This is a genomic window from Bradyrhizobium zhengyangense (genome assembly GCF_022012435.1).
Lineage (GTDB): Bacteria > Pseudomonadota > Alphaproteobacteria > Rhizobiales > Xanthobacteraceae > Bradyrhizobium > Bradyrhizobium zhengyangense.
This window is the reverse complement of the sequence record NZ_JAKLUA010000028.1, coordinates 20425-43859: the sequence shown is the minus strand read 5'-3', so window position 1 is coordinate 43859 and position 23435 is coordinate 20425. Positions and strand designations below refer to the sequence as shown.

The window sequence follows — 23435 nt, the reverse complement described above, 5'->3', positions numbered from 1 at the left end:
TTGCAGAGATCGACCTCGCGACGGTCCACGGTGACGAGATTCACGTCCTCCCGCACCAGCCGGCGCACGATCGCGCTACCGACCATGCCGCGATGGCCAGCGACGTAGACGCTTTTGCCCTTCAGCTCAAACGGTCCGCTTGCCATTCACAATATCCCGATAGCACCTGTGGGCGCGCCCATACGGTCGCCCCACTGTCAAAATTCCCTCCTTCTTTGACATATCGATCGCTGAGGTCAACCTCGCAGAAGCGCCCGGGCAGGTTTCCCGGGCGCCACTGTCGAATTGGACCGCAGCCCGCGAAAGCTGCGGAGGCGCTACTGCGAACGGTCCGAGGTCCAGCCCTTGTAATCCTTGATATTGTCGCGGGTCACGAGCTTCGAGGGCAGCAGTTCGACGGTCGAGGCCGGCTTCTGGCCATTGAGGATGCCGACGCCGACCTGCACCGCGCGCCGTGCCATGAAGAACGGGTCCTGCGATGCCGACGCCTGGATCTGCGGCGACCCGGCATCCTTGAGCGAGGCCTCGATGTCGGGCGCGCCGTCGACCGCGGTGATGATGATGCCGCTGCGGTTCTGCTGTTTCGCCGCGAGATCGGTGCCGATCGCCTGCGGGTCGTTGATGGCGAAGATGGCGTCGATCTTGGGGAAGCGGGTCAGATAGCCTTGCGCGACGGTGAGGCCGCCTTCGCGTGAGCCCTTGCCGTCCTGGTCGCTGGACAGCACCTTGATGCCGGCATTCTTGCCGAAGACGTTCTTGCAGCCGGTGACGCGGTCGATCACCGCGGAGACCTGCGGCCCATTCTCGATGATGACGTCGCCCTTACCGCCCAGCTTGTCGACGATGTACTGGCACGAGATCTCGCCGGCCTGGACGTTGTTGGTGGTCACCGTGGCGTCGGCGCCTTCGGCCGCGGTATCGACCGCGACCACGACGATGCCCGCCGCCTGCGCCTTCTTGATCGCCGGCCCGATCGCTTTGGGGTCGCCGGGGTTCAACAGGATCAGGTCGACGCCAGCGGCGATGAAATTGTCGATCTGGGTGACCTGCTTGCCGAGGTCGTATTCGAAGCCGACGGTGGTGATCTTCACATTGGGATTGGTCTTCTTGGCCTCGAACTCGGCGCCCTTTGACAGCGCGACGAAGAACGGATTGCCCATCGAGCCCAGCGAGACGCCGATCGACTTGAGCTCCTTGGCAGAGGCCGGTGCGGTGGCGAGGGCAAGCGCCATCGCGGCGCCGGCGAGCATGGTCATCTTCAACATTGTCTTCCTCCCTGGTCTGTTTTCAAAGACGGTACGGCAGACCAGTTGCCGCAACCGAATTTCACACCGCGCGCTCAGATGCGCGCAGAACCGTTCAAGTTCTGGCGGAGCCTTGCAACCGATAGCGATCCAGCGCCACCGCGCCGATGATCACCAGGCCCTTGATCACATATTGCCAGATGTCGGAGACGCCGACGAGGATCAGCCCGTTCGAGAGCACCGCGATGATCAGTGCGCCGACCAGCGTCCCCCAGATCGATCCGATGCCGCCGACGAAAGACGTGCCGCCGAGGATGACCGCGGTGATGGCGTCGAGCTCGTAGCTTTGTCCGAGCTGCAAGCCGTTGGCGGCATAGAGCCGCGCCGCCTGCATGCCGCCGCCCAATCCGGCCAACAATCCCGAGATGCCATAGACGAAGATCAGGACGGCCCAAACCTTGATGCCGGCAAGCCGCGCCGCGCTCTCATTGCCGCCGACCGCATAGATGTGCACACCCAGGACGGTCCGGCGCAGCACCACCCACGAAACGAAAATGACGAGCAGCGCAATGACCGACAGCCAGGGAATCGAGGCCACGCCGGGGATCAGCGTGAGCGAACCGTTGCCGATGAAGGCATAGGGAATCGACGGATTGAACACCGTGGTGTCGGCGCCGAGCAGCCGCGCCAGTCCGCGCACGGCGGTGAGCGAGCCGAGCGTGACGATGAAGGGCGGCAGGCGCAACAGCGCGATCAGCGCGCCATTGACGATGCCGAAGCCAAGACCGGTGAGCACAGCGACCGGCAGCCAGAGCGCGCTCAACTCGGGCAGTTTGGACATCGTCAGGCCGGCCATTGCCGACGCCGCCAGGATCGAGCCGACCGAGAGATCGATGCCGCCGGTGAGGATGACGAAGGTCATGCCCGCGGCGAGCACGGTGTTGACGGCAGCCTGCTGCAGGACGATGCCGAGATTCTGTCCGGTGAAGAAACGGCCCTCCGACAGATAGTGGAAGCCGATGCATAGCAATAGCAGCACCGGCAACATGCCGGCCGCGCGGATCAGGAGCCTGATGCGCTGACGTTTTGTCTCCTGGGCAGCGGCAAGGCCGTTTGCAGTCGCGGCCTTCGCCTGCGTCGATCCGTTGTCAGGCATCGAGATGCTCCGTCCCCGTGGCGAGGGCCATGATGTCTTCCTGAGTCAAAGGCGCTGTCTCGGTTCGCCTGACCTCGCCTGCGATATGCCCCGACCGCATCACCAGGACGCGGTCGCAGATACCGATGATTTCTGGCAGATCGGACGAGATGACGAGGATTGCGGTGCCGGCCTTGGCGAGATTGTCGATGATGGAATAGATCTCCGACTTGGCGCCGACGTCGACGCCGCGCGTCGGCTCGTCGAGGATCAGTACTTTCGGTGCAATGGCGAGCAGCCGCGACAACAGGACCTTTTGCTGGTTGCCGCCGGACAGGCCTCCTGCGGGTACGCCGGCATTGGCGGCGCGGATGCTGAGTCCCGCAAACGCCCTGTCGGCGCGCTCGCGCGCCTTGTCGCGATCCAGGAACCAGCCGAGCTTGGCATCGCGTCCGATTACGGCGAGATTGATGTTGTCTAGGCACGACATGTCGAGGAACAGGCCAAGCGCCTTGCGGTCCTCGGTCAGATAGGCAATGCCGGCCTCGAGCGCCTCGCCGGGCGTGCGGATGTCGATCGGCTGACCTTCGAGTTCGAGATGGCCTGACGTCTTCGGTGCGGCGCCAACAATGAGATGCGCAAGTTCGGTGCGGCCGGCGCCAATCAATCCGGCAAGCCCCACCACCTCGCCCGCATGGACGGTGAGCGAACAACCCTTGACGCGCTGCCCATCCGCCATGTCGGTGGCCGTGAGCACGGGATGCCCCTTCCCGGCCTCGGGATCGTGATCCTTCTTGTAAAAGGAGGAGACGTCGCGTCCGACCATCATGCGAACAATAGCGTCGGCGCGGATGTCCTGCTTGTCGAGCGAACCGACCAGCCGGCCATCGCGCAGCACGGTGACGCGGTCGCCGAGCGCATAGACCTCGTCCATGCGGTGCGAGATGTAGATGATGGCAAGCCCTTCGGCGCGAAGTTGCCGGATCAGCGCAAACAGCCGCTCGCTCTCGCCGGCGGACAGCGCCGTGGTCGGCTCATCCATGATCAAGATTTTCGAGCGCGCGTGCAGTGCACGCGCAATCTCGACGAGCTGGCGCTGCCCCATCGAGAGATGCGCCACCAATGTCGACGGCAGGAAATCCGCGCCCAGCCGTTCCAGGATCGGACCAACACCTTCGCGCATGGCACCGCGCGCCAGCAAACCTGAACGCGACATCTCACGACCGAGATAAATATTCTCCGCAACGCTCAGATTGGGGGCCAAAGATAGTTCCTGATAGATGATCGAGATGCCCGCGGCGCGGCCTCCGAGCGGACCTTCGATCCGCACCGGCTTGCCCTCGATGCGGATCTCGCCGCCGGGATCGGGCCGGTAGGCCCCCGACAGGATTTTCATAAGGGTCGATTTGCCGGCGCCGTTCTCGCCCATCAAGGCATGGACCTCGCCGGCGTAGACGGTCAGATCAACGGCACGCAGCGCCTTGATGCCGAAGAAGGATTTTGACACTCCTCGCATCTCGAGGATTGGATCGTTCATCGTGCCTCCCGGCGCACAATGCATTTCTTGTCCGCGTTTCATTTCAGGCGCGGTTCGCCCATTAAACAAAAGGCCATCGCGCAGGGCAACAGCGAACAGGGAGAAATGCGCAACCAAAGCGATGTTAGTGGCGTGGCCGATATAGCTGGCGCCAGGCGGGAAGCCGCTCGGCATAGGCCTGCACCAGCACGCGATCGGGTTCGAAAGTCTCGACGCGTTGCGGTGGCGTGCAGACGGCTTCGATTGCCTCGCCGGTGACAGCAAGCCGCCCCAATCTCGCCGCACCGAACGCGGCACCAGTCTCGCCTTCGGCAAAGCGATGAATCGGAACGTTCAAAACGTTTGATAGCACCGACAGCCAGAACCTGGATCGCGAACCGCCGCCGATGACATCGGCTTCCGTCACTGCAATGCCGGCATCGCCAAGCGCGTCCCGGCAATCGGCCAGCGCGAAGGCAACACCCTCCAGCACGGCCTGCACGATCGCCGTGCGGTCGGTACCGTGGCTCAACCCATCGAGCATGCCACGCACGACGGGATCATCGTGCGGCGTCCGCTCGCCCGCAAGATATGGCAGGAAGCGCACCGGCGACGGCGCCTGCGGGTGCGCCCCCAGCGGGGACAGCAGATCCGCTTCCGGGACGCCGAACAGGCGCGCGGCCCAGGCAAGGCACGACGCCGCCGAGAGGATGGCGCCGGCCTGAATCCACATGCGTGGGATTGCGTGGCAGAAGGTATGGACCACGCGGTCCGGATTGGCGGCAATATGGTCGGTCGGCGCCAGCAATGCGCCCGAGGTTCCCAGCGAGATGAACGCGGTCCCCGGACTGATCGCGCCGATGCCGACGGCGCCGGCCGGATTGTCGCCAGCGCCGCCTGCGATCATCGGCCGGCGAACCATGCCCCAACGCTGCGCAAGCTCGCTGCGCAACGTGGCCGCCAACGCGCACCCCTCAACCAGACGCGGCATGTGCGCGCGTGACAAGCCGGTCGCGGCCAATGCCGCATCCGACCAGTCCCGGCGCGCCGCGTCGAGCCATAGCGATCCCGATGCGTCGGAGACGTCCTCGACTGCCTCGCCCGATAGAACGAGGCGCAGATAGGCTTTCGGCAACAAGACGCGCCTCGTCGCCGCAAAGATCCCGGGCTCGTGCTTTGCGATCCAGAGCAGCTTTGGCGCTGCGAAGCCAGGCATCGCCTTGTTGCCCGTTATCGCGCGCAAGGCGGGCCAGCGCTGCTCCAGAATGCGACACTCCCCGGCAGAGCGTCCGTCGTTCCAGAGGATGCAGGGCCGCAATGGCGTGTCGTTGGCATCGAGCAGCGTCGGGCCATGCATCTGGCCTGACAGCCCGATGCCTTCGACCCTCGCCAGCTCTTGTCCATGCGAGGCCTTCAGGGCGTCCAGCGTGACAAAAGTCGCCTCGATCCACTGCGCCGGATCCTGCTCGAAATAGCCTGGCTGCGGCGAGGCGATCGTCAGCGCCCGGCTCTCGCTCGCGATGACGCGCTGCGCGCCGTCGACGAGAACGGTCTTGACTGCGGAGGTGCCGAGATCGATGCCCAGATACATGACTAATGTGGTTCCCGGGGTGGTGCGAGTCCTGAGGACGCGATGCGCAACAATGATGGTATTCAACGAGCGCGCAATTCCGAACAAAGACTTATCACATCGGATCGCAAGTTTTTGCCTGCAGATGTTGCATCGACGCAGCAGTTGAAGGTTGCCAGCCCTGGTTGACTGGACCACAGTGACTGCAACTCAGCGCCGTCTGCTGCGTTTGCACCTGACAGTGCTCGATCTTCTTGCCGCACCGGAGCAGCCATGCAGCGATCCACGGCCGTCTTTGTCACAGGTCTCGTCTATGCTCTGATCGGTCTGGTGATCGCGGGGGGCGGCCTCTGGCTCGCCGCGCTGGGCGGATCCATCTTCTATATTGTTCTCGGTGTCGGCGTTCTCGCGACGGCCGCGTTGTTGCTGGCGCAGCGCCGTCAGTCGCTATGGCTGTTTGCGATCGTGCTGGTCGGCACCGTGGCGTGGGCCATCTCGGAAGTGCAGTTCGACTGGTGGCCGCTGGCATCGCGCGGCGACATCGTCTTCGCCATGGCGCTCTGGCTGCTCATGCCCGTGATCGTTCGCGGGCTGCTGCGAGACCAGCCGGTGTCGTATCGAAGCGCGACGCTGCCACTCTGGGTCGCCGTTGCTGCGTCGTCCGTCGTCCTTATCATCGCACTTGTGTCCAGCTATCACGACGTCAACGGCACGATCGCCGAGCAAGCATCGGCCGTGCCGCAAAGCGAAGCCGACCCTCAACCGGATAGCGATTGGCGGGCCTATGGACGCACACAATTCGGACAGCGCTACTCACCGCTGAAGCAGATCACGCCCGACAATGTCGGCAAGCTGCGGGTCGCCTGGACCTTCCGCACCGGCGACGTGCCGACGCCAGAGGATTCCGGCGAAACGACCTTCGAGGTTACGCCGATCAAGGTGCGCGACACGCTTTATCTTTGCTCGCAGCACCAGGTGCTGTTTGCGCTCGACGCCAGCACCGGCAAGGAACGTTGGCGATACGATCCCAAGCTGGTGTTCAACAAGACGTTCCAGCACATGACCTGCCGCGGGGTCTCTTACCACGAAACCACGGCAGGCGCCGTCGACAGCGGCGGTGCTCCAGCCCCCGCCGAATGCCCTCGCCGGATTTTCCTGCCGGTCAACGACGGCCGCATGATCGCGCTCGATGCCGACAGCGGCAAGCTGTGCGAGAGTTTTGGCGACCATGGCAGCCTCGACCTCCAGCAAGGCATGGGGATCAAGACGGCGGGCTTCTTCGAGCCGACATCGCCGCCGGTCGTCAGCGACAAGATTTTGGTCGTCGCCGCCGCTGTGATTGACAATTATGCGGTCGACGTGCCGTCGGGCGTCATCCGCGGCTTCGACGTCTACACTGGCAAACTGGTTTGGGCCTGGGACTCCGGTGCAGCCGATGAAAATGAGCTGCCGTCGCCGACGCGTCACTACACCAACGGCTCGCCGAATTCGTGGATCACCGCCTCGTTCGATCCGAAATTGAACCTCGTCTACATCCCCACCGGCAATAACGGGCCCGACATCTGGGGAGGCAATCGCAATGGGCTGGTCGAGCGCTACTCCAGCTCGATCGTTGCACTCGACGTCAACACCGGCAAACGCGTCTGGTCATACCAGACGGTGCATCACGATCTCTGGGACATGGACGTTCCCTCGCAGCCGAGTCTGGTCGATGTCACCACGGCCAGGGGCGTTGTTCCCGCCATCGTTCAGCCGACCAAGGTGGGCAACATCTTCGTGCTCGATCGACGGACCGGCGAGTTGATCGTGCCGGCGCCGGAGCGCCCCGTGCCGCAAGGCCCCGCGCCCGGCGACCGTACTGCGCCGACGCAGCCGTTCTCCGAGCTGACATTCCGCCCCGAGGCGAAGCTGACCGGAGCGGACATGTGGGGCGGCACGATTTTCGACCAGCTTCTGTGCCGGATCATGTTCAACCGGCTGCGTTACGAGGGCACGTTCACGCCGCCATCGTTGCAGGGCACGCTCGTCTTTCCCGGCAATCTCGGCATGTTCGAATGGGGCGGCATCGCGATCGATCCGGTGAGACAGATCGCCATTGCCAATCCGATGTCGTTGCCCTTCGTCTCGAAGCTCATTCCGCGCGGCCCCGGCAATCCGCCCGCGCCGACGGCCGATAAGCCTGTCGGCAGCGAGGTCGGCACCCAGCCGATGTATGGCACGCCGTTCGGCGTGGATATCCAGAGCTTCCTCTCGCCCCTCTCCGTGCCGTGCTACCGGCCGCCATGGGGCTCGATGGCCGCAATCGATCTGAAGACGATGAAGATTGTCTGGCAGCATCCCAACGGAACGATCCGGGACACCACGCCGCTGCCGCTGCCTTTCAGGATGGGCGTGCCGATGCTGGGCGGGCCGATCACGACCGCCGGCGGGGTCGCGTTCTACACCGGGACCTACGAGTACACGATAAGGGCCTACGACGTGCGCAATGGCAAGGTGCTCTGGGAAGACCGCCTGCCCGCCGGCGCCCAATCGACACCGATGAGCTACGAGGCGGGCGGCAAGCAATATGTCGTCACCGCAGCCGGCGGTCACGGCTCGTTCGGTACCAAGCGCGGTGATTACGTCATCGCCTACGCGTTGAAGGATTGACCCGCCGGGGCGTCTGGAGACTGCCGAACCACGCCGTTACACAGCAGCCATCAGGGTGAACTCGGCCATCGGTGGACGAACAACCGGCCTTCGTATTCACGGGCAAACCTGATCAGCCGGCCATCATGATCGCGGTCCGCGATCACTTGCAGTCCGACAGGAAGTGCACCGTCCGGGATGATACAGGGAAGAGATATTGCAGGCAGGCCGAGCGCGTTTGCGATCGCCGTGAACACGGCATGGCCGCGCGGCCCGACCGGTTGGCCGTCGATGACGGCGGGATGGGATTCGGTAGCCGGCCACGGCATCGCCGCGGTGGACGGCGTGATCAGGAAGTCGTACTGGGCGAACAACGCATCGAAAGACCGCCGCAACGCCGCGACTTGGTCAAGTGCATTGAGATAGTCGCGCGCTGACAAGCTGCGCCCGGCCGCCTCCATCTCGACGATGGCGGGACTAACCTGGCCCTGCCAACCCGGATGCCGTTCCAGGAGCCAGGCAATACCGGTCTGGCTGATCACGGGCCATACAGCATCAAGCGGATCGGCCAGTGTGAACGGCGCGACGGTCTCGACGTCGAGGCCGAGGGCCCGAGCCTGCACGATCGTGCGTTCGATCACGTCGCGAATGATGGGGTCGACGGGCGCATCGCCGAATGTCGGCACATAGGCGATGCGCAGCCGCGGCAGGGTCGGCTCGGCCATGAGGCGCGACCACAGAGGCGCAGCAATCACCTCCATAGCAGCGCGAATATCCTCGACGCAGCGCGCGATCGGGCCGATGACCTCGAACTCACCCAGGATCGCCGGAAAGCCCTTGCCGCGCGCCACAATGTCGCGTGAGGGTTTGAAGCCGACGAGGCCAGTATGAGCGGCCGGGCGCCGGATCGAACCGCCGCCGTCGGTGGCGAGCGCAAGCGCGCACATGCCGCTGGCGACCGCTGCCACCGCACCGCCGCTCGAACCACCTGGCGTCAGAGCCGGATCCCAGGGATTGCCGGTGGTACCGAACAGCGCATTGTCGGTGTAACCGTGCACGGTGAATTCAGGCACATTGGTTTTGCCGAGGATGATGGCGCCAGCCTCGCGCAGCCGACGCACCGGCAATTCGTCTTCGCCGGTCACGAAATCGCGATAGAGCTTTGACCCCCAGGTCGCACGTAGCCCCGCGACGAGGATGTTGTCCTTGACCGTAACAGGCACGCCGTCTAGTGCGCTTGCGGGGCGGCCGTCGCGCCAACGCTTCGCGCTTGCATCGGCCGCAGCGAGCGCGCCTGAAGCATCCAGCGTGACTATCGCATTGACGCGCGGATTGGTCGCAGCGATATGCGAGAGCGTCGCCTCGATCACCGCGCGCGGCGAAAGGCCATCCGCAAAGGCACGCGCGAACTCACACGCCGACATCGCCCAGAGCGGAGCGCGATCGTCCATCTCAAGCGAGCTTCGGATAGGTCGCCTTGTCGAAGAAGCTCGCGCCCGCGACATATTTGCGGCCCGGCGACATATCCGGCTTCTCCTCGCCTTCGCCACCGCATTCGAACGTCAGTTCGAGCTGCACACCGGAGGGATCGTAGACGAAGAGCTGCCACAGCGAGGTTCCGGGCACGATGAACTCGCGCCAGTCGAGACCGGCTGCCTTGAAGCGCGATACATAGGAGCGATAGCCCGAGCAGGACAGCGAGACGTGATCGATCGCCGCCGTGCCGGCCGGCGCCTTGCCCTCGGGCCCGAGCGCGGGACCGCCGGCATAGACATGGATGATGCCGAGCCCGCCCGGTTGGGGGCAGCCGAGCCAGGCACCGGGATAGCCGAAATCGGGCCGAGGAAATTCGCGCAGCCCGATGATCGCGGTCCAGAACGTCCGGGTCGCTGCGAGATCATCGGTCTTGATCGCAATGTGATAGAGACCATGGACGGTCGCGAGCGGCAGATCGGTCATCTCAATATCTCCTCACGCTTGGCCGCCGTCGACCGGCAGGCCGATTTGACGATACAGCGCCTTCAGATTGCTGCGAAACGGCTCGTCGCTTTTCTTGCGCGTCCCCGCGACCGGATTTCCGCCGGCGAGAATCGTGTCGCTCGCGGCCAGCGAAAACTCCATCACGAAGCGCATACGATCAGACCGCAGCGCCTCGATCTCGCTCAGCCAACGCGCGACGTCACGGGCGCCGACCTCGTGACGTTGCGTGATCAGCGCAGCAGCGCAAGCCGCATCCTCGATCGCCTGGGTCGCGCCCTGGCCGAGCGTCGGCACCATGCCATGGGCGGCGTCGCCAAGATATAACACGTTGCAGTCGGCGGCGCGGTAAAGCAAATCATGCTCCTGCATCCGTGCCCAATGCGTATCAGTGACACCACTGCAGAGCTGGTCGATCAGCCAGCGCGCCTGATCGCTCGGCGGCGCTTGAGCCGGCGTATAGGCGGCGCGCAGCGCCTCGGGCGCCTTGCGGGCTTCGGGGATCTCGGACTCGATCGGGAACGTGCCGGCCAGATAGACGTGATCCGGCGGCACGCGGAACGCCAAAAGCCGGTTCGGCCCGTTGAACCATTGCTCATAGTCATCGATCAGGCCGCGCGAGCTGTCCGGCACCAGCAGGCGCGAGATCGCAACGCCCGTGAGGCGCACCGGCACCTCGCCGGAGATGGTCCGCCGCACATCGGAGTAACGACCGTCGGCGGCAATCAAAAGATCAATGCCGTCGAGCCGATGCTCGCGGCCATCCTGGCGCCAGGCGACTTCCGTCTTGCGCGGATCGGTAGCATCGCGTGCGATATGCGTGATCTCGCAGCCATAGGCAACGCGCTCACCGGCCGCCTCGCGCAGAACGCGATAGAGCTCCGACCAGCGAATGCGCCAGCCGGGCCCCTCGGCGACGTCCTTGAGCGGCAGGTCGAACAGCACGGTGCCGTCGGTCAGCGAGATGCGCCAATTCGCCCAGACAAAGCTCGCAGCGGTGATGCGCGCGGCAAGCTCCGGATCGACCGCGCTGAGCGCCTTCACCGCATTCGGCCCGACATTGAGCCCGGTGCCGGCCTCGGAATGGTCGTCGCGGCTGACCCGCTCGAGGCAGACGACTTCGACGCCGTCGAGAGCTGCGAGTTTGCGTGTCATCACGCATCCCGCGACGCCGGCGCCGATGATGACAATCCGCATCTAGCCAGCCCCCTCCTGCGACGCGATCACGGCGATCAGGCCGCCGCCATCCGGCCCCTGATGCTCGGCGCCGCCCGACACAAAAATCCGTCCATCGCCGATCACGCCGGCCACGAGGCCGGCAACCGCGCCGCGGATATGGCGCTGCGCGTTGATATCGGTGTCGTCGAGCATGGTGTGGCGGCGGCCGCGGATCCGGCCGCGACGGTCCGGCTCGCACTTGACCAGAACCGAAGCGATGCGCTCCGAGTCCGCGGCGGACACCTGCGGGCTGGCCGCGATGCCGAGATCGGCGAGCACGTCGACGACCGCACCGATGTCGAGCGCATCGATCATGGGCCGGTGCGCGATGCGCAAATCGCCCGCCCAGCTCGGGCTATTGCCGAGCACCACGACCTCGTTGCTCTCGACTTCGACGCCCGAAGAAATGCTGGCACGCGGCGACTGGATCGAGAAATCGGCGAGCAGCGAGGCATCGGAGAAGTCATCCGGCTTGATCTCGGACAGCCCGAGCGCGACGCCAAAGGCACCGGCGGCGCGCGCAAAGGCCATCGACTTGTTGGGATCGCTGGTGAGCGGCGCCTTGCCGGCTGCGATAGCCGCGGCCGCACGCGCCACCGTCACGCAGGGGCATTTCACCTGGACGAAGTGTACGTCCTCGGGCTTCTCAATTCCGGCATCGACAATGGCGGCGCGCACGGTCGCCGCCACGCTCTCGACATGGGCGCGTCGGCCAACCTCTTCGGCCGGCACCGGCGCGCTGAAGGCGGTTCCGATTGCCAGCGCGGACGGATATCGCGTTGCGGCTTCCCCCTCTCTGACACAGAAGACGCTGTAATGCGGGCTCATCACCCCCTCGGTGCCGCCGGAGAGCACGCAGGGAACCTCGCGGATCAGCTCGGCGGCCGGCCGTCCGAGATGCTTCGACAGCAGCGCCATCAGCGTCTGGGTGAAGTAGCCGCGGGTAAAATCGTTGACGCCGCCATTGCCCTCGGTCTTGCCGATGATGGCCGCGACATCGGCCGCCTTGATCGTGCCGCGCACGATCAGTTCGTCGAGCTCGGAGAGGTCGCCGGGATGGGCCATTGACAGGCGAAACACGCGCGCCGTTCTCATGTGCCCTCCTGTCGGGTCAGCTCGAACAGCCGACTCGGGCTCAGCGGAATCTCCAACAGCTCGATCTTGCGCGAGGTGAGCTGCAGCGCATCCTCGATCGCCTGTGCAAACACGGCCCCGACCGGAATGGCTCCCGCCTCGCCGGCGCCCTTGATACCGAGCGGGTTGAGCGGCGACGGCGTCACCGTATGGTCGAGCTCCATGCGCGGGACGTCGAGCGCAGTCGGCAGCAGATAGTCGGCGAGCGACGCGTTCAGAAGCTGGCCCTGATCGTCGAAAGCAAGTTTCTCGAAGAAAGCATTGCCGATGCCCTGCGCGACGCCGCCGTGGATCTGGCCTTCGAGGATCATCGGATTGATCACCGTGCCGCAATCATGGACCACGACATATCTAAGCACCTTCAGCTCGAAGGTCAGCGGATCGATCTCGACGATCGCAGCATGAACACCGTTGGCGGTGGCGCCTGAGGGCGGGCCAAAATATTGCGTGGACTCGAGACCGGGTTCGGTGCCCGGCCTCACCGCACCGCGCATCGGATTGGCGCGCTGCGCAAGTTCGCCGAGGCGGATGAACTTTCCCGGAATCCCCGCGATAGACACCTTTCCGTCGGCAAGAACGAGGTCCTCCTCGGCGCATTCGAAGGCGTCGGACGCGAGCTTCAGGGCTTTCCGCCTGACCGCGGCCGACGCCTCGTTGACGGCGTTGCCCGCCACCACCGCGCCGCGGCTGGCAAAGGTGCCGGCGCCCCAGTAGAACTGGTCGGTATCACCGGTGACGATATCGACATCGGAAGGATCGATGCCGAGCTGGTCGGCGACGATCTGCGCGAAGCTCGTGAAATGCCCCTGCCCCTGGGTGCCGATGCCGGTCGCCACATTGACCTTGCCGTTGGCCTGCACCTGCACCTTGGCGCCCTCATAGGGACCGATGCCGGTCCCCTCGACGTAGCAGGCGATGCCGATGCCGACACAGCGTCCTTCCTCGCGAAACTTCGGCTGCTCCTCCTTCAGGAAGCGCTGATATCCGATCGCGTCGAGCGCCTTGGCGAGAACAGGCTCGTAATTGCCGCTGTCATAGCTGAGCGGGGCAAAGTCCTGGAAGATGATCTCGTTATTGTACGGGAAGGCGTCTGGCGGAATCAGGTTGCGCCGCCGGATCTCGGCGCGATCGATGTCGAGCTCCCGTGCGGCGAGATCCAGCAACCGCTCGATCACGAACACCCCGTGCTGTCTGCCGGCGCCGCGATAGGGCGTGACGATCGGCAGGTTGGTGAACACGGCCGTGAACGTGCTGTCGTAGGCCGGGATCACATAGGGCCCGAGCATTGTGCACTGGCTGTTGATCGGCACCGTCAGGCCGTACGTGTTGTAGGCACCGGTGTCGTGCAGGAAGACGTCCTTGACCCCGAGGATCCGTCCGTCGGCCGCGAGCGCGATTTCGGCGTCGTGGATCTGACCGCGCTCGTGCGTGGTCGCAACGAAATGCTCGAGCCGGTCCTCGATCCATTTGACCGGACGGTTGAGCCGCATGGAGATCCACGGCAGCGCCACCTCTTCCGGATAGAACATCATGATCTTCGGCCCGAAGCCGCCGCCGACGAAGGGCGCGATGACGCGCACCTGCCGCTCGCCGAGGCCAAGCATGGCGGCAAGGCCGTTGCGGATGAAGACCGGCGCCTGGGTCGTGTCCCAGATCGTCATCTGCTGGCCCCGTGCATTCCAGTGCGCGACCACGCCGCGGGTCTCGATCGGCGACGAGATGCCGTGCTCATAGCGAAAGCGGCGCTTGACGATGATCTGCGCGTTCGCGGCGGCCTTGCGATAGTCGCCCTTCATCTGGTGAACATGCGCCGCGATATTCGAGCCGAGATCGTCGTGGACCCGCGCCGATGAGGATTTCAGCGCCCGTTCGATGTCGACGACCGCGGACAACGACTCCAGCTCCACGTCGATATCGTCGAGTGCATCCTCGGCGAGGTAGCGGCTTTCCGCGACGACGACAGCGAGTGGCTCGCCGACATAACGCACCTTGTCCCTTGCGAGCGGCACCTGGGTGCGCGGATTGAAGGTGCTTCCCGGAATCGGCGGCGGCTGCACCAGAAGCGGGCAGGGCTGCCAATAGTCGCCGTAGTCCTCGGCCACATAGACCGCGACGACGCCCGGCCGCTTCCGCGCGCGCGATACGTCGATATGCTTCAGGCGGGCATGCGCGACCTGGCTGCGCAGGAAGGCGACATGCAGCATACCCGGCAGCTCGACATCGTCGATGAACAGCGCCTGCCCGGTCAGGAGCTTCCTGTCCTCATTGCGCTTGACCGGTGCGCCGAAGAAGCGGGTGCTCATGACGCCTCCTCCCGCATCCGCGCGGCCGCGTCCATCATCGCGTCGACGATATTCTGATAGCCGGTGCAGCGACAGAGATTGCCTGATAGCGCCTCTCGCACCTCGTCCTCCGAGGGGGACGGATGCTCGGTCAGATAGGCCGTCATGGTCATCAGGATCCCGGGCGTGCAATAGCCGCATTGCAGGCCATGATGCGCGTGCATTGCCTGCTGCACCGGATGCAGCTCCCCGTCCGCAGACGCCAGCCCCTCGACCGTCGCGAGCGCGCGGCCATTGGCCTGCACCGCGAGCATCAGGCAGGAGCGAACCGGATCACTTTCGAGAAGGATGGTGCAAGCACCGCAGACGCCGTGCTCGCAGCCGACATGGGTACCAGCCAGCCCGAGCTCGTGACGCAGGAAATCGGACAGCAGCATGCGCGATTCGACCGTGCGCCGATATCGGGTGCCGTTGACCGTGAGCTCAATCTCGTGCTGGTCAGGCTGCATGGCTGATCCGTTGATGAGCGGTGCGGATGGCGCGCCGGACCAGCTCGCCGGCCACATGCCGCTGGTAGTCGGCGCTGGCGTGAACATTGCCGGACGGCGCGATCAGCTCCCGCACGCCCGCGGCGACTGCGTCGATCGACTCGCCCGTCACGCGGCTGCCGACCATGGGCAATGCTGCCGCGCCGGCATCGACCGGCGTCTCTCCGACACCGCAGAGCGCGAGCCGGACACTCGCGCAGCGGCGCTCCTCATCCAAGGTCACGACAGCCGCAACGCCGGCGATGGCAAAATCGCCGCGGCGGCGCGCGACTTCCATGAAGCAGGCGCCGCTGCGCGGGGCCAGGACCGGATAAGTGATATCGACCAGCATCTCGTCGCTGGCAAGGTCGGTGGTGAGCAGGCCGGCGAAGAAGTCGGACGCCGCCACCGTTCGCCCGCCCGCTGCCGACCTGATCCGCATCTTCGCCTGCATGGCGACCGCCAGCGCCGGCAGCTCCGAGGCCGGATCGGCGTGGGAGAGATTGCCGCCGATGGTGCCGCGGTTACGGATCTGGGGATGCGCGATATGCGGCAGCGCGTCGGCAAACAGCGGACAGCTCCTGAGAAACTCGCCATCCCGCTCGAGCGCCCGGTAGCGCATCAGAGCACCGACCCTGACTTGCCCCGCTTCCGGGCGATCGATGCCGGCGAGGCTGGTGAGCCCGTTGATGTCGATCAGCACCGAAGGCCGCGCCAGGCGAAAATTCATTGCCGGGATAAGGCTTTGGCCACCTGCGAGAAAGCGCGCTTCGTCGCCATGTTCGGCCTTCAGCGCAAGCGCATGGTCGAGCGACGACGCCAGGACATATTTGAACGGAGCAGGCTTCATATGGCTCGCATATCGAGGGCTCGCGCGCTTGTTGCGAAAGCGAACACGAAACTATCTGCTGTGAACAACGCAAGTCAAAAGCCACCCGCGCGTCAATTGCTTCGAAATCGGACAAGAACCTGCTTATTATGCGCCTCACCTGCGCAAACATTGGGCGCGCCACGACAATCCGCTTTTGCGACAATATTTCGCATCGCCATGCCAAAGCCAAGTCTCTCCGTACCCGACGAACCGCTCGCCGACTCCCGACCGGGGCGGCTCGTCGTCGACGCCCAAAACATCTCGCTGACCTTCGACACGGCCGACGGCCGGGTCGAGGCGCTCTCCGACGTCAACCTGCAAGTCGCCGAGGGCGAGTTCGTCTCCTTCATCGGGCCGTCCGGCTGCGGCAAGACCACGATGCTGCGGGTGATCGCCGATCTGCAGCAGCCCTCCTCCGGCACGCTCACGGTGAACGGCATGAGCGCGGAAGCGGCGCGCCTTGCCCGCAGCTATGGCTATGTGTTCCAGGCGCCGGCCCTGTTCCCATGGCGGACCATCGAGAAGAACCTGAAGCTGCCGCTGGAGATCATGGGCTATTCCGAGATCGAGCAGCAGCAGCGGGTCGAGCGCTATCTGTCGATGGTCAACCTCACCGGCTTCGAGCGTAAGTTCCCCTGGCAACTCTCCGGCGGCATGCAGCAGCGGGTCTCGATCGCGCGCGCCTTGTCGTTCGATCCGGCGCTGATGCTGATGGACGAGCCGTTCGGTGCACTCGACGAGATCGTGCGCGATCACCTCAACGAGCAACTCCTCCAGCTATGGAAGTCGACCGGCAAGACCGTGCTGTTCGTGACCCATTCGATTCCGGAAGCCGTATTCCTGTCGACCAGGATCGTCGTGATGTCGCCGCGCCCGGGCCGCATCATCGATGTCATTGACTGCGATTTCCCGACCGAGAGATCCTTGGAGATCCGCGAGACGCCGGAATTTCTGAAGGTGGCGCAGCGCGTCCGCAACGGCCTGCGCGCCGGGCACTCCTATGACGAGTAGCACGCTCGCCCTGCCCTTGCGTCCCTCGCGCGCGCTTCGGGACCATCCCTTGGTCACGCGTTACGCGCCGGTTCTCGCCATGGTGCTGGCGCTGGTCGCGATCTGGTACGTCGCGGCCGTTGCCATGAACTGGTCGCTGGTCCGCGACGGCTTCGAGCGCGAAGAGACGCCCTATACCATGAGCGACGTGCTCGCGGGCACGATGGATGCCGAGCGGCCATTGCTGCCGGCGCCGCACCAGATCGCCGCCGCGTTCCTCGATTCCGTATTCGGTTATCCGCCGCTGGCGCCGCGCAGCCTGGTCTACCACTCGCTGGTGACATTGTCGGCGACCTTGCTTGGCTTCCTGCTCGGCGCGCTGTTCGGGATCGTGCTGGCGCTGCTGATCCTGCACAGCCGGGTGCTGGAGCGGAGCTTACTGCCCTGGATCATCTGCTCGCAGATGGTGCCGGTGCTGGCGCTGGCGCCGATCTTCATCGTGGTGCTGGGGGCGCTGGGACTGCACGGACTGCTGCCGAAATCGATCATCTCGGCCTATCTGTGCTTCTTTCCCATCACGATCGGGATGGTGAAGGGCTTTGCTTCGCCCGATCCGCTCCAGCTCGAACTGATGCGGACATGGTCGGCGACGCCGCGCCAGGTGTTGTGGAAACTGCGCTGGCCCGCCTCGGTGCCTTATCTGTTTGCGAGCCTCAAGGTCGCCGTGACGATTTCGCTGATCGGCGCCATCGTCGCGGAATTGCCGACCGGCGCCGAAGCCGGCATCGGCGCGCGGCTGCTCTCGGGTTCCTACTACGGCCAGACGGTCCAACTCTGGTCCGCGCTGGTCGCCGCCGCCGTCCTCTCCTCCGCCTTGATCGCGCTGATCGGACTGATCGAACGAACCGTCGGCCGGCGCATGGGAGTGCATTGATGGATCCGCGCAAGCTGAGGCTGGGGTTCATCGCCGCAACCGCCGCTCTGGCGCTCGCCTTCGCCCTTCCGCTCGCGCCGCAATCGCTGCCCTTGTCGGCTCGCCCCGCCCTCTGGCCCGTCGTCGGCGCAGCCGGCTTGTTGTTCCTGCTGGCGGCCTGGCTGTCGGATCAGCGGGCGACCATTCTCGGTCTTGCCGGCGCGATCCTCGCCGCCGCCGCCTCACTCATCCTGCTGGAGGATCCGGCCATGGCGGGGACCGCACGTGCCAGCTTCTGGATGATCGTGATGGCGTGCTGGCTGTCGGCGGCACTTGGCGTGGTCAATCTCGCCGGGACGCATCAAGCCCGGGGTAGGCGGCGGCGCGCGGTCGATCTGCTGGTCCCGCTCCTGTTCGGCCTCACCGTGTTCTATCTCTGGGAGGTCGCGGTGCGCGGCTTCGGCGTGCCAGCCGTGCTTTTGCCGTCACCGAGCGCGGCGGCGACCAAATTCATCCATTCGCTGCCGATCCTCGGGGCCGACTTCGTCCAGACCTTCGTGCGCGGCGTGCTGGCGGGCTATGTCATCGGCTGCGGCGCCGGGCTTCTTGTCGCGATCCTGGCGCACCGTTACGCCTTCCTCGGCCGCGGCCTGTTGCCGCTTGGCAACTTCTTTTCGGCGCTTCCGCTCGTTGGCGTCGCGCCGATCATGGTGATGTGGTTCGGCTTCGACTGGCCGTCGAAAGCCGCCGTGGTCGTGCTCGTGACCTTCTTCCCGATGCTGGTCAACGCCATCGCGGGGCTGAATGCAGCCGGCCATATCGAGCGCGACCTGATGCGCTCCTACGGCGCCACCCATGCCCAGGCGCTGACCAAGCTCCATCTGCCCGCCGCGTTGCCTTTCATCTTTAACGCGCTCAAGATCAACGCCACGCTTGCCCTGATTGGCGCGATCGTTGCAGAATTTTTCGGAACTCCGACGCAGGGTATCGGATTTCGCATTTCCACCGAGGCCGGCCGCATGGCCATCGACATGGTCTGGGCGGAGATCGCGTTGGCCGCCCTCGCCGGGATGGCTTTCTACGGCATTGTCACGCTGGCCGAACGCGCGACAACGTTCTGGCATCCGTCCTATCGGACCTAGGTCGGCGAGGTCCACGTTGAATTGGAGTCTTGCATGAAGCACGCATTGGCACTGGCCGCAGCTCTTTCGCTCGGCCTGACGCTTTCGAACGCACAAGCAGCCGAACCCGTCGCCATCCAGCTCAAATGGGTCGCCCAGGCGCAGTTCGCCGGCTACTTCGTCGCCAGGGACAAGGGCTTCTACAAGGAGGCCGGCCTCGACGTCACCATCAAGCCGGGCGGCCCCGACGTGGCGCCCCCGCAGGTGATCGCCGGCGGCGGCGCCGACGTGACCGTCGACTGGATGCCGTCCGCGCTCGCCTCGCGCGAGAAGGGCGTGCCGCTCGTCAATATCTCGCAGACCTTCAAGAAGAGCGGCCTGGAGCTGACCTGCCGCGCCGACACCGGCATCAAGAAGCCGGCCGACCTCAAGGGCAAGACGCTCGGCGTCTGGTATGGCGGCAACGAATATCCGTTTCTGTCCTGGATGTCGAAGCTTGGCTTCAAGACCGACGGCTCGGCGGGCGGCGTCAAGGTGATCAAGCAGGGCTTCAATGTCGACCCGATCCTGCAGAAGCAAGCCGACTGCGTCTCCACGATGACCTACAACGAGTACTGGCAGGTCATCGACGGCGGCTACAAGCCGAGCCAGCTCGTCGTCTTCAAGTACGAGGACGAAGGCGTCGCCACGCTGGAGGACGGCCTCTACGTGCTGGAGAAGAACCTTAAGGACCCGGCCTTCGTCGCCAAGATGGCGAAGTTCGTGAAGGCCTCGATGAAGGGCTGGGAATATGCCAAGGCGCACCCGGACGAGGCCGTGAAGATCATCCTCGCCGCCGACACGACCGGCGCCAAGACCGAGAAGGATCAGAAGCGGATGATGGGCGAGATCAGCAAGCTGCTTGGGGACACCGACGGCAAGCTCGACGTCAAGGACTATGAGCGTACCGTGGCCACGCTGATGTCGGGCGGTTCCGATCCCGTCATCACCAAGAAGCCCGAAGGCGCCTACAGCTTCGCCGTCATCGAAGCGATGAAGAAGTAACCCAACGGGAGGACGGGCGCGCGGCGTCCCGTCCTCCAGATCAATTGGGATGTGGTGGGATCAGTCGAGAGCCGACACCAAGTCGCTATTACCTCTCACGCAAGGCCTTCTGCTTACGTCGCAGGAGTGGCGAGAGCAGATGTGTGATGACGGCGCGCGAGCCGGTCTTGATTTCAACAGTGACGGCCATGCCTAGTGACCGGTTGACCATGTTTTCGTCAACCTGCATCTGGGTTCGGTCGAGCGAGACGCGCGCTGAGCGGGATTATACATCAAGCGACACGCAAAACACGCAATGGGAAAGACGCGTCAGAACGCGTCAAGCGGCCCAGTGGTCAGAATGAAATCCGACCACCCGCCAAGTCTTTGAGCGAAGTCTATGAAAAGTCTGGAGCGGGTGAAGGGAATCGAACCCTCGTATTCAGCTTGGAAGGCTGCTGCTCTACCATTGAGCTACACCCGCGACAGGGGCTCCCTAACACGGCCGGGCGGCGGTCTCAACTGCCCCCAGGACGGCTTTCGCGGGCTTTCCGCCCTTTGCGCACAGGAGCCGGTTCCGCTCGGCCTGCCGCCCCCTTAACAGGTACGGACTTCCGCCCTATATTGAGGTCTCCCGCAATCAACGAAAGGAGGTGATCCAGTGTCTTTTACCAAGCGCTGTCACCTCGCTGGGATCGCCCGCTAAGCCTTGGATTGGGCTTGGCATCGGGGCGCTCTCAGCCCTGGACCAGCGAGCAAGAAATCGGGCGCGACGGGGTCTCCCCGCCGCGCCTTTTCTTTGGTCAGGCCATTTTCGCTGATATCGCGCCCCTCACTCAGAGCGCCCCCGCCCCCCGAGCACCTCTCGGATCTTTCGCGACAGGTCAGCCTTCCGGTATGGCTTGCGGAGCAGCGCCACGTCGGGATCGAGCTGCCCTTCGTGAACGATGGCGTTGTCGGTATAGCCGGAGGTGTAGAGCACCCGCACGTCCGGCCGGCGGAGCCGGACGGACTCTGCCAATTCCCGCCCGTTCATGCCGCCGGGCATGATGATGTCTGTAAACAGAAGATCGAAGCTCGCTCCCCGGTCGACTAACGCCAGCGCGGTTGCGCCCTCGCTGGCCGTCAGCGTGCGATAGCCGAGGCTGCCGAGCTGGGCGATGACGTAGCCTTGCACCAGCGGATCATCCTCGACCACGAGGATGGTCTCGTGTCCACGCGTCAGCGCCGGCGTCGGAGCCGGCTCCGTCCGCGCCGTCGCCTCGCCCGCCGATCGCGGCAGGAACAGCCGCATCACCGTGCCGCGCCCCTCCTCGCTCTCGATCGCGACGGTGCCACCGGTCTGCTTGGCGAAGCCGTAGACCATGCTCAATCCAAGTCCGGTACCGCGACCGACCCCCTTGGTGGTGAAGAACGGCTCGAACACGCGGTCGCGAATCTCGGCAGGAATGCCGTGACCGGTGTCGGCCACCGCGATCATGACGTAAGAGCCCGCTTCGCCTTCACCATTGTCGGTGCCGTTGAATTCCCGGTTTACGGTCTCGAGCGTCAGTCTGCCGCCGCCCGGCATCGCATCGCGTGCGTTGACCGCGAGATTGACGATCGCCGACGAAAGCTGCGACGGATCGGCCATGGCTGGCCACGCATCGTCAGCGAGCCGGGTCACGATCTCGACATGCTCGCCGAGGATCGGCCGCAACAGCTTCGCCGTCTCGGCGACGAGAGCGTTGACATCGATCTCGCGCGGCTCCAGCGGCTGGCGCCGCGCGAAGGTCAGGAGTTGCGAGGTGATCTCGGCGCCGCGCGAGGCCGCGTCGTCGATCAGCTGGGCGATCGCGGCGAGCTCGGGCTTGTCCGCGAGCCCCTCCTGGATGATCTCGATGGTGCCTGTGATGACGGTCAGCACGTTGTTGAAGTCGTGCGCGACGCCGCCGGTGAGCTGGCCGATCGCATCCATCTTCTGGGATTGGCGAAGCCGCTCCTCGGTCTCGTGCTGCGCGGTGAGATCGGTGGAGGAGCCGCGATAGCCCATGAAATGTCCGCCGTCGCCAAACACCGGCTGGCCGTTGACGCTGAAACAATGCAGACGCCCGGCCCCGTCGCGGCCGCGATACTCGAACTTCCGGAACGGCTCGTGGCGGTCCAGCGTCGCCATGTGGTCGTGCCACTTCTCCACTTCGGCGTTCTGGTCGAAGGCGGCATCCGGACGTCGCTTGCCGATCAGGGCCTGGCGGTCCATTCCGAAGGCATCGGCCCGCTCGGAGATGTAGGTGAAGACGTGATCCGGTCCGGTTTCCCAGAACCAGTCGGAGGCGGTCTCGGCATAGTCGCGAAAGCGCTGCTCGCTCGCGCGCGCATCCTCTTCGGCGCGCCGGCGGATGTTCAGATCACGATCGAGATTCGCATTGGCCTCGCGCAGCTCGCCATAGGCACGCTCGAGGTTGGTGCACATGCCGTTGAACGCGTCGATTACCTTGTCCAGCTCGTCGGGATCGGAAGGGGGCCGGCGTTCCAGATGCAATGGAGGAGGCGGCCGCGCCAGACTGTATTTGCTGACGAACTCGGCGATGGCGACCAGGTGTCGCGTCACCAGAACGTGGAACATATAGATGATGAACAGCGAGACGAGGAACGTCTTTGCGGCCTGACTTGCCAGGATGACGAGGGCCCGGTTCAGCAATTGCTGATAGACGTCGCTGAGCGTCGCCTCGACATGGAGCACGCCGATTCGGCGTGCGGTCCCTTGAACCGTGTAAATCAGGGGATAGTCGCGCGTGACGACCGAGCGGCGACCTCGTTCGCCGACGGCGACACTGATAGGGTTGGGCCGATCGGCGATCTCGCGGACCTCGGCGGCGCGCAGACCAGGTAGCCGCAGGATTCCTTCGAGCTGAAGCTTGAGCTGGTTCTGATCGAGACTCCACAGACTCTCGCCGAGGCTGCCCGTAGTGCTGCGGCCGACCTCCCCGAGCCTTGTCTCGATCATGCCGACTTCGCGATCGTAGTCCAGATAGAGCTGGAGCGCAGTCAGGGTCAGCGTCACGATCGATGAGAACAGCAGCACGGCCGCAAGCAGGCGTGGCCCGATACCGCTGCGCGACCAGTTGAATGCCCGCGACGACAGGCTCGCGAGCATCGGGGACGTGAACGCAGCTCCGATGCCACTCAAATCCTGCTTCGCCGCCGCTGGCGCAACAGCGCGGCTGCGATCGGGACTCTCTTTACCTGCGTTGCCCATGAACCCCGCCCCGAAAAATGGCGACACTCCTCTTCGGCCTGCTGGTCG

At 64.8% G+C, this 23435-nt stretch carries 18 protein-coding genes, 1 tRNA gene and 1 pseudogene; 5 read left to right on the top strand and 15 right to left on the bottom strand.

All coding sequences use genetic code 11. The features are described 5' to 3' along the window. The 5 genes from L6637_RS39170 to xylB form a co-directional block, all read right to left on the bottom strand. Positions 1 to 146: NAD-dependent epimerase/dehydratase family protein (locus L6637_RS39170; RefSeq protein ID WP_237874052.1), on the bottom strand; the 146-nt coding region annotated here is incomplete at its 3' end. A gap of 171 nt (positions 147 to 317) precedes the next feature. Continuing rightward, on the bottom strand, positions 318 to 1265 hold the full coding sequence (locus tag L6637_RS39165) for an ABC transporter substrate-binding protein (RefSeq protein WP_237861363.1): 948 nt from the start codon (positions 1263 to 1265) through the stop codon (positions 318 to 320). A 94-nt stretch (positions 1266 to 1359) separates the two neighbouring features. Further along, positions 1360 to 2400: an ABC transporter permease subunit gene (locus tag L6637_RS39160; RefSeq protein WP_237861362.1), complete on the bottom strand. Its 1041-nt coding sequence runs from the start codon at positions 2398 to 2400 to the stop codon at positions 1360 to 1362. After that, entirely contained in the window at positions 2393 to 3916 is a 1524-nt protein-coding gene (locus tag L6637_RS39155; RefSeq protein WP_237874051.1) for a sugar ABC transporter ATP-binding protein, read from the bottom strand. The genes L6637_RS39160 and L6637_RS39155 overlap by 8 nt, the downstream gene beginning before the upstream one ends. Before the next feature lie 124 nt (positions 3917 to 4040). After that, positions 4041 to 5486, bottom strand: a complete 1446-nt coding sequence (gene xylB, locus L6637_RS39150; RefSeq protein WP_237874050.1) for a xylulokinase — start codon at positions 5484 to 5486, stop codon at positions 4041 to 4043. Between the two features lie 252 nt (positions 5487 to 5738). Here xylB and L6637_RS39145 point away from each other — a divergent pair, with 252 nt between their 5' ends. Next, positions 5739 to 8114 carry a glucose/quinate/shikimate family membrane-bound PQQ-dependent dehydrogenase gene (locus tag L6637_RS39145; RefSeq protein ID WP_237874049.1) on the top strand — a complete coding sequence of 792 codons (2376 nt, stop codon included), beginning with the start codon at positions 5739 to 5741 and terminating at the stop codon, positions 8112 to 8114. A 50-nt stretch (positions 8115 to 8164) separates the two neighbouring features. Here L6637_RS39145 and L6637_RS39140 read toward each other — a convergent pair whose 3' ends face one another. The 7 genes from L6637_RS39140 to L6637_RS39110 are packed head-to-tail and all read right to left on the bottom strand — an operon-like array spanning position 8165 to position 16081. Further along, positions 8165 to 9544, bottom strand: a complete 1380-nt coding sequence (locus tag L6637_RS39140; RefSeq protein WP_237874048.1) for an amidase — start codon at positions 9542 to 9544, stop codon at positions 8165 to 8167. A 1-nt stretch (position 9545) separates the two neighbouring features. Beyond that, positions 9546 to 10052 (bottom strand): VOC family protein, encoded by a 507-nt coding sequence (locus tag L6637_RS39135; RefSeq protein ID WP_237861357.1) that lies wholly within the window; start codon positions 10050 to 10052, stop codon positions 9546 to 9548. A gap of 12 nt (positions 10053 to 10064) precedes the next feature. Next, entirely contained in the window at positions 10065 to 11267 is a 1203-nt protein-coding gene (locus L6637_RS39130; RefSeq protein ID WP_237874047.1) for an FAD-dependent monooxygenase, read from the bottom strand. After that, positions 11268 to 12383, bottom strand: a complete 1116-nt coding sequence (gene atzD / locus L6637_RS39125; protein WP_237874046.1) for a cyanuric acid amidohydrolase — start codon at positions 12381 to 12383, stop codon at positions 11268 to 11270. It lies immediately after the preceding gene. Next, positions 12380 to 14725, bottom strand: coding sequence for a xanthine dehydrogenase family protein molybdopterin-binding subunit (locus tag L6637_RS39120; protein WP_237874044.1), 2346 nt, complete (start codon positions 14723 to 14725; stop codon positions 12380 to 12382). The genes atzD and L6637_RS39120 overlap by 4 nt, the downstream gene beginning before the upstream one ends. After that, a complete protein-coding gene (locus L6637_RS39115) occupies positions 14722 to 15213 on the bottom strand; it encodes a (2Fe-2S)-binding protein (RefSeq protein WP_237874042.1) in 492 nt (163 codons plus the stop codon). Before L6637_RS39115 ends, L6637_RS39120 begins: the two co-directional genes overlap by 4 nt. Next, positions 15203 to 16081: an FAD binding domain-containing protein gene (locus tag L6637_RS39110; RefSeq protein WP_237874040.1), complete on the bottom strand. Its 879-nt coding sequence runs from the start codon at positions 16079 to 16081 to the stop codon at positions 15203 to 15205. Before L6637_RS39110 ends, L6637_RS39115 begins: the two co-directional genes overlap by 11 nt. A gap of 198 nt (positions 16082 to 16279) precedes the next feature. On the opposite strand from L6637_RS39110, the gene L6637_RS39105 reads away from it, so the two are divergent. From L6637_RS39105 to L6637_RS39090, 4 genes are read left to right on the top strand one after another with little or no spacing between them, the layout of a single operon-like run. Then, on the top strand, positions 16280 to 17113 hold the full coding sequence (locus L6637_RS39105; RefSeq protein WP_237861351.1) for an ABC transporter ATP-binding protein: 834 nt from the start codon (positions 16280 to 16282) through the stop codon (positions 17111 to 17113). Beyond that, complete coding sequence (locus L6637_RS39100) at positions 17103 to 18026, top strand: ABC transporter permease (RefSeq protein WP_333909341.1); 924 nt, start codon at positions 17103 to 17105, stop codon at positions 18024 to 18026. The genes L6637_RS39105 and L6637_RS39100 overlap by 11 nt, the downstream gene beginning before the upstream one ends. Next, positions 18026 to 19147, top strand: coding sequence for an ABC transporter permease (locus tag L6637_RS39095; protein ID WP_237861349.1), 1122 nt, complete (start codon positions 18026 to 18028; stop codon positions 19145 to 19147). Before L6637_RS39100 ends, L6637_RS39095 begins: the two co-directional genes overlap by 1 nt. A 33-nt stretch (positions 19148 to 19180) precedes the next feature. Next, complete coding sequence (locus L6637_RS39090; RefSeq protein WP_237861347.1) at positions 19181 to 20170, top strand: ABC transporter substrate-binding protein; 990 nt, start codon at positions 19181 to 19183, stop codon at positions 20168 to 20170. 88 nt (positions 20171 to 20258) lie between these two features. Here the strand turns inward: L6637_RS39090 and L6637_RS42505 are convergent. From L6637_RS42505 to L6637_RS39080, 3 genes and pseudogenes are all read right to left on the bottom strand, one after another. Beyond that, positions 20259 to 20429: pseudogene (locus tag L6637_RS42505) on the bottom strand (HlyD family type I secretion periplasmic adaptor subunit); the annotation flags it as partial. Between the two features lie 130 nt (positions 20430 to 20559). Then, positions 20560 to 20633: transfer RNA gene (locus L6637_RS39085), tRNA-Gly, on the bottom strand. A gap of 348 nt (positions 20634 to 20981) precedes the next feature. Beyond that, positions 20982 to 23387, bottom strand: a complete 2406-nt coding sequence (locus tag L6637_RS39080; protein WP_237861346.1) for an ATP-binding protein — start codon at positions 23385 to 23387, stop codon at positions 20982 to 20984. Between the last annotated feature and the right edge of the window lie 48 nt (positions 23388 to 23435).

What these genes read in the sequence shown, in the direction of transcription:
- L6637_RS39165 (WP_237861363.1), bottom strand. Translation starts at nt 1,265, where the DNA reads ATGTTGAAGATGACCATGCTCGCCGGCGCCGCGATGGCGCTTGCCCTC.
- L6637_RS39160 (WP_237861362.1), bottom strand. Translation starts at nt 2,400, where the DNA reads ATGCCTGACAACGGATCGACGCAGGCGAAGGCCGCGACTGCAAACGGC.
- L6637_RS39155 (WP_237874051.1), bottom strand. Translation starts at nt 3,916, where the DNA reads ATGAACGATCCAATCCTCGAGATGCGAGGAGTGTCAAAATCCTTCTTC.
- xylB (WP_237874050.1), bottom strand. Translation starts at nt 5,486, where the DNA reads ATGTATCTGGGCATCGATCTCGGCACCTCCGCAGTCAAGACCGTTCTC.
- L6637_RS39145 (WP_237874049.1), top strand. Translation starts at nt 5,739, where the DNA reads ATGCAGCGATCCACGGCCGTCTTTGTCACAGGTCTCGTCTATGCTCTG.
- L6637_RS39140 (WP_237874048.1), bottom strand. Translation starts at nt 9,544, where the DNA reads ATGGACGATCGCGCTCCGCTCTGGGCGATGTCGGCGTGTGAGTTCGCG.
- L6637_RS39135 (WP_237861357.1), bottom strand. Translation starts at nt 10,052, where the DNA reads ATGACCGATCTGCCGCTCGCGACCGTCCATGGTCTCTATCACATTGCG.
- L6637_RS39130 (WP_237874047.1), bottom strand. Translation starts at nt 11,267, where the DNA reads ATGCGGATTGTCATCATCGGCGCCGGCGTCGCGGGATGCGTGATGACA.
- atzD (WP_237874046.1), bottom strand. Translation starts at nt 12,383, where the DNA reads ATGAGAACGGCGCGCGTGTTTCGCCTGTCAATGGCCCATCCCGGCGAC.
- L6637_RS39120 (WP_237874044.1), bottom strand. Translation starts at nt 14,725, where the DNA reads ATGAGCACCCGCTTCTTCGGCGCACCGGTCAAGCGCAATGAGGACAGG.
- L6637_RS39115 (WP_237874042.1), bottom strand. Translation starts at nt 15,213, where the DNA reads ATGCAGCCTGACCAGCACGAGATTGAGCTCACGGTCAACGGCACCCGA.
- L6637_RS39110 (WP_237874040.1), bottom strand. Translation starts at nt 16,081, where the DNA reads ATGAAGCCTGCTCCGTTCAAATATGTCCTGGCGTCGTCGCTCGACCAT.
- L6637_RS39105 (WP_237861351.1), top strand. Translation starts at nt 16,280, where the DNA reads ATGCCAAAGCCAAGTCTCTCCGTACCCGACGAACCGCTCGCCGACTCC.
- L6637_RS39100 (WP_333909341.1), top strand. Translation starts at nt 17,103, where the DNA reads ATGACGAGTAGCACGCTCGCCCTGCCCTTGCGTCCCTCGCGCGCGCTT.
- L6637_RS39095 (WP_237861349.1), top strand. Translation starts at nt 18,026, where the DNA reads ATGGATCCGCGCAAGCTGAGGCTGGGGTTCATCGCCGCAACCGCCGCT.
- L6637_RS39090 (WP_237861347.1), top strand. Translation starts at nt 19,181, where the DNA reads ATGAAGCACGCATTGGCACTGGCCGCAGCTCTTTCGCTCGGCCTGACG.
- L6637_RS39080 (WP_237861346.1), bottom strand. Translation starts at nt 23,387, where the DNA reads ATGGGCAACGCAGGTAAAGAGAGTCCCGATCGCAGCCGCGCTGTTGCG.